Consider the following 8,563-nt stretch of genomic DNA (forward strand, 5'->3'; position numbering starts at 1 on the left):
ATAAGATGCAAGAAACACTAACCGTTGTGTTAGCAGGTGGCGTCGGTTCGCGGCTATCTCCGCTAACTGATGACAGAGCAAAACCGGCTGTACCCTTTGGTGGAAAATATCGAATCATTGATTTTACACTCACCAACTGCCTACACTCAGGGCTGCGAAAGATTTTGGTCCTGACTCAATATAAATCTCATTCATTACAAAAACATTTACGTGATGGCTGGTCTATTTTCAATCCAGAACTCGGCGAATTCATTTCTGTGATCCCCCCGCAGATGAGAAAAGGCGGAAAATGGTACGAAGGAACGGCGGACGCTATCTATCACAATATGTGGCTACTTTCACGCAGTGATGCCAAACACGTCGTTGTTTTATCTGGTGATCATATCTACCGGATGGACTATGCCTCTATGCTCGAAGCTCATAAGCAAAAAAATGCTGCACTGACTATCGCCTGCATGGATGTCCCAAGAGAACAAGCTTCTGCCTTTGGCGTGATGAATGTGGATAATGACTTCAAGATCACCTCATTCATCGAAAAACCCAGTGACCCACCCTCCATGCCTAATAATCCTCATCGCAGCTTAGTTTCTATGGGGATCTACATTTTTGATATGGAAGTATTAAAAAGTGCTTTGATTAATGATGCTGAGCTGGAAAACTCGAGTCACGATTTTGGCAATGACATCATTCCCAAATTGATTGAAAGCCATGCTGTTTATGCGTATGAGTTTTGCGGTGACCGGGGGCGAGTCGCTAAAGATTGTTACTGGCGTGATGTCGGAACACTTGATTCTTTTTATAACGCTAACATGGATTTACTCGAACCCGTTCCACCAATGAACTTATACCAAAAAAACTGGGCCATTCGAACATACGAAGCGCAATACCCACCTGCGCGCACGGTTTCTTCTGCAACAGGTAACGAAGGTATATTCATTAATTCGATCATTTCAAACGGTGTGATTAACTCTGGAGGTTCTGTACAACACTCCATTATTTCTTCAAACGTCAGAATTGATGATGGTGCAACAGTGGTCGATAGCATTTTATTTGATGATGTTGAAGTCGGCGCAGGGTGTCAGCTCATGAGATGTATTATTGATAAACATGTAAAAATCCCTCCACATACTCAAATTGGCTTAAACCCAGTTGAAGATGCCCAGCGTTTCCGTATTTCAGAAAATGGCATTGTTGTGGTACCCGAAAGTTATCAATTCTAAACCTAGATTTTTTTGCCCACTCAATTTATCCCTCATTAAAATGAAGCCTTAGCACACGCTAAGGCTTCTTACTTTACACTGAGTTCAAAACATACCGATTAATCACGCTCGGTTATGGACACGTTGTTGCATCCCAAAACCAATTTGACTGAGTCGGTGACTCCCAAACGCCGGGGTTGTTTTTGGCAATAAAACATTTCCCGTTGTAAATCACAACATCGCCAGTTTTCGCCTGTGTGGATCCGGGAACCCAAGTAATGACATTGCTAGGATTCGTGGTACCACCGGTATCGCCACCGCCAGTATCTCCACCGTCACTGCCACCAGAAGATAGGTCAGCAAGTGGAAGATCCGGTTGTTCAAACTTGAAGGCGTAATCGACACCATTAATGTTTACGCTGTAATTTGCAGGCCCAGAAATAGGCAGATAGTAAACCATATCCAGTTCATACACGCCGCCTGCGGGCAGAGCTTTCCAATTAGGTAAGCTAAACGCTACGCGGTGCATGACGCCGTCTAAACCACCGACGTTGTTGGCGCGAGTATGGCCAGAAGCAATCACCTTCAAACCACCACCAGATTGGTCTTTAGCATTATCCGGTGCAGATACGGGGATATCAAACTGGAACTCAGTACCACCTGGGATCTCTTGACCTGTGTTGTTAGTAAAGCTGATTTTCGGATTGATTGGGTAGTTTTGATCACCCACCTTAAATCCACCAACGGAGACCGCGATGTCTACGGTTTCACTGGCAATCGTTCCTGTTGCAAGCGTGTTACCATAAGGCGTTGCCGACTTAAACTTGTCATAAATTGCTTTCGTCATGGTATTACCCATGTGGTATTCGCCATTTCCGCTTGCACAAGCTTGCTCTGTTGAATCCACTTGAGTGCGTTGACCATTAGCGTCCAAGACATAACAGTTATAATCGCCTGCTAACTCCCAAAACATGATGCCGCCGATCTCTTTATCGATGACATAATCGGCTTTGGTGTTGATAGACTCTTTATCTTCAGTTGATAAGAACACCCCTTTATCGGCATTCCACAGCCAAGGCGCGACGGCAACGCTGTCGTAGTGACGTTGGTAAAGACCGACAAGTTGATCGGCAGGCTCATTCACTGGATCAAGGTTATAAGCTTGGGCGTAAGAGCCCCAAATCCCCTTCTCTAGGTTTTTGGCATGCCACATTGGGTTTGAACCTGCGCCCATCTCGTTTCCTTTCGGATCGGTGTCGTGCCACATGTTGTCAATACCCACCGCGCCGTGGCCACAGTTGTTTTTCTCACCCTCACCAGTGCCCGGAGCACATTCAGCTTGGTTAGGTAATGCCGCTCGCCCCCACAAACCATTCTCTCCACCCGTGACACCTTGCCAGCCGCGCGTGTAGTAAGGAACGCCGATGTTGATACGCCCTGCGGGCATAGAACCGCGGAAATAATGATAAGCCCAGTCAGTGTTGAGATAACCAATACCACCGTATTGAGCCGTACCATATACGTTCCACTGTGCTAACTCTGAATCTTTACCAGTGTCATACAAAGCCGCGTTGTGACCCACGTGATCATTCCATGCGCCGTGTAAGTCATAAGACATGATGTTCACATAATCAAGATACTGAGTGACATCAAACGTCTCCATACCACGCAATAGATAACCAGAAGACGGTGCTGCAATCGTCAGCATGTAATGGTGGCCATCTTGTGCCGATGCTTGATCAAGCTTCTGACGTAGTACCTTCATTAACTCTTGGTACGACGCCCATAAATAAGCACGGCGAGGTTCCATAATCGCTTTATCATCTGGATTACCTGCGCCCGCCATTGAGGTTGGATATTCATAGTCGATATCGACACCATCGAATTGATATTTACGAATCATTTCAACAGCCGATGTTGCAAATTTTTCAATACCAGCGTGGTTGATAGAGCCATCAGCGTTGGTTGTCATCGTATAAAAACCACCATCGGCGACACGGTTGCCTGCCGTATCAAAGTGCCCGCCAGTTTCAGCCCAGCCTCCGATAGAAATTAAGGTCTTAACATCAAATTTTTTCTTCGCTGTTGCCAACGCACCAAAATGACCTTTAAAGCCTAATGCAGGATCAATCTCAACCCCAGGCCACTCTTTGCCCACTGCCGCATTATTGGGATCGTTCACATCGCCCACATTCACTTTGCCATCGGAACCTATGCTGACGAAGGCATAGTTAATGTGCGTGAGCTGCTCCCACGGGATGTCTTTTACAAGGTAAGCCGATTGCGGATCATCACCCGCACGCCAACTGGTGAAATAACCGATCACACGACGTGGATGATCCGCCCCCATGATCTCACGACCTTCCGCATCGTAAACAGTGCAATAAGGTACATTCACACCTTCGGTTTGATATAAACCATCAGGACGACAATTATTAGCTATTGGCGCGCCACTGACTGTTAAAGTCGCTAACGTGGAATCTGTCGTCGCACCAAGGTTATCAGTGGCGCGTGCAAACACCGCCAAGTTACCCGCTTTTGTCGCGGTGTATTCTAAGGTATACGGAGCACTAACAGCCGTTCCAACCAGCGTTCCCGCAACGAAGAAATCAACTTTATCGACGCTTCCATCAGTATCAGCAGCGTTTGCGGTTAAGGTGACTAAAGCCCCCACATCAACGGAAGCCGCAGAAAGCGTAATATCAACGGTTGGAGCCTGGTTGCCTGGTTGTTGTGCCTCTTTCACCGTTAAGGTCGTTGCACTTTTCACGCTGGCATCACCTTTATCATCGATGGCTACAACACTGAATTCATGCTGACCAGCGGTTGCGACCCACGTGGCTTTATAAGGTGCCGTGGTGACTATACCCACAATTGCACCATCGACAGAAAACTCGACTCGAGCAACGCTGCCGTCACTATCGGTTGCGTTCGCACTTAATATTACGGTATCACCGACAGCAATCACATCTGCTGCGGAAGGTGAAGAGAGATTCGCGGTCGGTAGCTGGTTCTCACCACCGGAAGTGGCGCAAACATCCAACACTTTCCACTGGGCATAATCACCGGAAAAGTTAGCTGGATCGTTACCTTGAGTCCAATAGTTGGCTTGGTAGGCGGTACCACTGTGCTGAACCTTGTTACCGCCAGTATAAACTTTTGACGATTCCCAAGGGCTTAGTGTCGTGCAATCAACGGCTGCATAGCTGTTAAAAGCCATCAAGCAAGAGGCCGTTAAAGTGCTCAGTGTAAAAACACCCTTTGCCACTGTCCTGTTGTTTAAATGCATAGCTGCTCATTCCTTAAGTTATTGTTTCACTATAAAAAGCCTCGTATCAAGAAGAAACCAGACTTTAATTCTCACGTGAAACAACTGTAGGACAGAGCGATAAATAAGCACCTCAATTTGTTCAAATATCAAAAATCACTCGCAACAAGTTGCACTATTTCTGCAAAAGAGACATCGTTATTTTGCATCAACAACTAATTATTGGTTAATTTTCCGATTCTAAAAAAAGCGCCGAAATCAGAACAATATACGGACTGTCTGCCGGTTATTTAACTTACACACCATCAAAAAGAGCAAAAAATATGTAACAACACTAATTGTTACAAAAATGTAGAGTTTAACTTTATGCGCTATTTCTAACGCTGTACTCCTCTTGGGGTTTCATTAAAATGTCGCTTATATTCTCGACTAAACTGAGATGCGCTGGCATAACCAACTAAACGAGCGGCATCGTTCACACGCTTGCCTTCCACACGAATCAACTCTTTCGCTCTGTTAAGCCTGACTTTTTTTAAATATTGTAAAGGAGATTCTAACGTCACCAGCCTAAAGGCGTGGTGAAACGCCGAAACACTCATATTGGCTTCTTCGGCGAGTAACTGAACGGTAATGGACTGATCATATTCTTGATGTACTTTACTCAACGCTTTGGCTATCCGGGCGTAGTGTCCTTCTTGATGAGCGAGATCAAAAAGCACATAACCGTGCTCGCTGGTTAATGCCCGAAACACAATCTCCTCGACTAAGCTTTCGCCAAGCACTTTAGCTTCAAGATCATCAACTAATGCAGACATCAAACGAATCGCACTTGCTTGCATCTTTGCGCCCATTTCTACTGATTTCAGCCCGCATTTTGATTTGTCTATGCAATCAGATAAAAAACCAGAAGCCTCAAGTCGATCAACCTGCTTAAGGAGAAGTGAGTGATCGATATTAATAGTCAAGCCCAATAACGGTTCACTTTCTGACGCAAAAGCTTCGCACTCAAGTGGTAAAGGTACGCCAACAACCAAGTAATCATTGGGGCCATAATTTACGGGTTGGCTACCAATATGAATGCGTTTATGTCCTTGCCCCAACAATATGATACCGGATTGATACACAAGGGGTTGTCTACCATTACCGCGGCTGCTGCGATAAAACAATACGCCCGGCACTGCCGTTTGGTGAATACCTTCCAAATGATCTAAAGATTGTTTTTCAATATATTGCTGCATCAGTTGCGCCAGTTTACTCATAATGCCCCCTTATCAAAACTGAAGGAAGAATACGACAATTAGAGAATTAGGCAATTAATTTCGAGAAATTGGTCTATATTGACTGGATAATTAATACTAATATGCACATCGTAAAACACTGCCTTGGAGGCGCCGCCTCCTTTTCTATAAGCAAAGGTGAGAATAATGAAATTTACTTATGTTAACTCTACTCTAATTCACTTCGGCCAAGGCCAAATCTCGGCGATCAGTCAGGCGATTCCAACTGACCAAAAAGTACTGGTGATCTACGGTGGCGGTTCGATCAAAAAAAATGGTGTTTATGACCAAGTCGTGAGTGCACTCACTGACCACCAATGGGTCGAGTTTTCAGGTGTAGAAGCAAACCCAACCAAAGAAACCTTAGATAAAGCGGTTGCTATCGTCAAAGAACGGGACATCGACTTTATTCTTGCCGTGGGTGGTGGTTCGGTTATCGACGGTTCAAAATACGTTGCCGCGGCAGCTAAGTATGATGGGGATGGCTGGGACATCATGGTGGGTAAACATCGAGTTACTGAAGCTACGCCTATCGGTGCAATTCTGACTCTGCCAGCAACCGGTTCTGAATCCAACATGGGCGCGGTCATTACCAAAGCACAAACACAAGACAAACTGGCCTTTATGGCTCCAGCGGTACAGCCTAAGTTCGCAGTGCTTGATCCAGACGTAATGAAATCACTGCCTGAGCGCCAGTTGATCAACGGTATTGTTGATGCTTGGGTACACGTCTGTGAGCAATATTTAACCTTGCCAACCAATGCGATGGTTCAAGACGGCTATGCCGAAACTTTACTTAAAAACTTGCTGGTATTGGGTCAGCAATATGACCAGCGTGACAATGATGGATGGCGAGCAAACCTGATGTGGACAGCGAACCAAGCACTAAATGGCCTGATCGGTACTGGCGTTCCACAAGATTGGGCGACTCATATGATTGGTCACGAGTTCACCGCATTATGGCATGTTGATCACGCCCGTTCGCTAGCGATTGTGCAACCTTCCCTACTGCGTAATCAACTTGAGAACAAACGCGCTAAACTTGAGCAAATGGGTAAAAATGTCTTTGGACTCAATCAAACTAGCGATCTTGCCTTACGCACAATCGATGCGATTGAAGCCTTCTACCACAGCTTGAATGTTCCAACTCAGTTTGCGGATCATAATAGCAGCAAGCAAGAGGCCATAGACGCAGTTATCGCTCAACTGAACGCACATGGAATGCTTGTTTTGGGTGAACAGCAAGCCATCACGCTTGAAAAATCACGGGAAATTTTGGAACAAGCTATCATTTAGCCTCATTTTTTAGACGAGTGAATAGTGATTTCCACATTCCAATAGCATAGATTCAGCTACATCAAGCAGCGCAATTGGGCGCTGCTTTTTTTGTACTTTTTTGTATTGGATACTTTATGTAGCGGCCTTTCATTACCATGCCAGTATTATCAAACTGATCCACCAATTCATCATCTGCTTGCGATTTATGTTAAGAAATCCATGATCTAACTGATTATGCTATCGGAACATATAAATCGCTATCTATTGGCAGAATACATTATAGTGTTATTATTGCGTTGCATATCAAATATATAAATACCATCTCCAGAATATAACAATTTGATATTTTCATTATGGTTGTATGCGGTTCTTGCTTTCAGCCTTATAAATAACTCAGCACTATCTATATCAACCACTGATACAGGATTAACTTCACTCATACTATAAGTGATAATATAGTCACCTCGTGCATCACCTTCTTTTATCTCTCCTTTCGAAGAAAAAACCGCAATATCATCAACACCTATAGATTGTAAATAGGTTTGGCTAGTAAAGTCGTTGTTTTTTATATTAGTAGATATTTTTATGTGTGATACTTCCTTTGAAGTATTGATAACATAAAGTGACGCATAGTATTCACTTGATTTGGAATAATAATGTTTATAACACAAGGATATAATAAGGGTTATTAGACTAATGAAAATAAACATTATAGAACGCATACATATTTCTCTTTTTCTATTGCACCTTTTATGACACATTCAGCCTTATCTAATTCTTCAAGGCGAAATGTGAAGGAGAGAGCGTGCTTGCCTATGTTATAAGACAAACTTATTACATCACCTGTCAAATCATAAAAAACAAGTGATCCACTTGGGGCTAGAGATATAAGATTAATTATTTCCGATCGAATGTCTAAATCTTTATTTTTAATTATTTTATATTTTTTACCCTCGATATTAGTCGTAATCTCCTCATAGCCAAAATTTATAAAACCAGAGTCACGATCATAAATAACTTCATACAGTGTCGCAATAGACAGGAATAACAATACAAAACAAAAAAGATAAGAAATTACATTCTTAAGTTTAACACTTAAAAAATAACCTTTGTATTTTTTAGGTGTTTTAGCATCCAACCCATCACCAATGACCCTAGCATTTTCAATAACACTAAAATCTCTAGCTTCATCACATTTTTTTTCATAAATATTAGACTTTAAGTTCAAACGATAGCCTAAGCGAGGAATTGTTTGAATGACATCATCATGAAAATGACATTCTCTAAAAACTTTTCGGAGATTTGAAATTGATTTAGCTAAAGAGGTTTCTGCAACAACTCTACCGGTCCAAGAATATTCTATTATTTTGTCTTTACTTACTATATTACCATTATTTTTAATAAGGAAATCAAGGATTCTCGTTTCAGTATAAGATAACTGATGAGTCTTATTACCAAAGGTCAACTCAGAGTCCATAACGCTAAACTCAGCAGAACCCTCTAGTATATAAGTGATATTTTCCACATCACAAGCCATAAAC

At 43.1% G+C, this 8,563-nt stretch carries 6 protein-coding genes; 2 read left to right on the forward strand and 4 right to left on the reverse strand.

The window, feature by feature from the left end; genetic code table 11:
- Window positions 1-5: 5 nt before the first annotated feature.
- Window positions 6-1,220: a glucose-1-phosphate adenylyltransferase gene (glgC, locus tag AACT18_RS05650; protein ID WP_013867890.1), complete on the forward strand. Its 1,215-nt coding sequence runs from the start codon at window positions 6-8 to the stop codon at window positions 1,218-1,220.
- A gap of 112 nt (window positions 1,221-1,332) precedes the next feature.
- On the opposite strand, the gene AACT18_RS05655 is transcribed toward glgC, so the two are convergent.
- The gene (locus tag AACT18_RS05655; RefSeq protein WP_094125475.1) at window positions 1,333-4,488 is read right to left on the reverse strand and encodes a chitinase C-terminal domain-containing protein; all 3,156 of its coding nucleotides are present in this window, start codon (window positions 4,486-4,488) and stop codon (window positions 1,333-1,335) included.
- Window positions 4,489-4,844: 356 nt separating this feature from the next.
- Entirely contained in the window at window positions 4,845-5,726 is an 882-nt protein-coding gene (locus AACT18_RS05660) for an AraC family transcriptional regulator (RefSeq protein ID WP_017047225.1), read from the reverse strand.
- A gap of 165 nt (window positions 5,727-5,891) precedes the next feature.
- On the opposite strand from AACT18_RS05660, the gene AACT18_RS05665 reads away from it, so the two are divergent.
- A complete protein-coding gene (locus AACT18_RS05665) occupies window positions 5,892-7,040 on the forward strand; it encodes an iron-containing alcohol dehydrogenase (RefSeq protein WP_094143049.1) in 1,149 nt (382 codons plus the stop codon).
- 239 nt (window positions 7,041-7,279) lie between these two features.
- Here AACT18_RS05665 and AACT18_RS05670 read toward each other — a convergent pair whose 3' ends face one another.
- Window positions 7,280-7,744, reverse strand: a complete 465-nt coding sequence (locus AACT18_RS05670) for a hypothetical protein (protein WP_094144286.1) — start codon at window positions 7,742-7,744, stop codon at window positions 7,280-7,282.
- The coding region (locus AACT18_RS05675; protein ID WP_217987477.1) for a winged helix-turn-helix domain-containing protein at window positions 7,732-8,563 on the reverse strand (832 nt) is incomplete at its 5' end. The genes AACT18_RS05670 and AACT18_RS05675, both read right to left, overlap by 13 nt.

The organism is Vibrio sp. V04_P4A5T148, from assembly GCF_963875605.1.
GTDB lineage: Bacteria > Pseudomonadota > Gammaproteobacteria > Enterobacterales > Vibrionaceae > Vibrio > Vibrio anguillarum.

Coding starts and splice junctions, on each gene's coding strand:
- glgC (WP_013867890.1), top strand. CDS start 6: ATGCAAGAAACACTAACCGTTGTGTTAGCAGGTGGCGTCGGTTCGCGG.
- AACT18_RS05660 (WP_017047225.1), bottom strand. CDS start 5,726: ATGAGTAAACTGGCGCAACTGATGCAGCAATATATTGAAAAACAATCT.
- AACT18_RS05665 (WP_094143049.1), top strand. CDS start 5,892: ATGAAATTTACTTATGTTAACTCTACTCTAATTCACTTCGGCCAAGGC.
- AACT18_RS05670 (WP_094144286.1), bottom strand. CDS start 7,744: ATGCGTTCTATAATGTTTATTTTCATTAGTCTAATAACCCTTATTATA.
- AACT18_RS05655 (WP_094125475.1), bottom strand. CDS start 4,488: ATGCATTTAAACAACAGGACAGTGGCAAAGGGTGTTTTTACACTGAGC.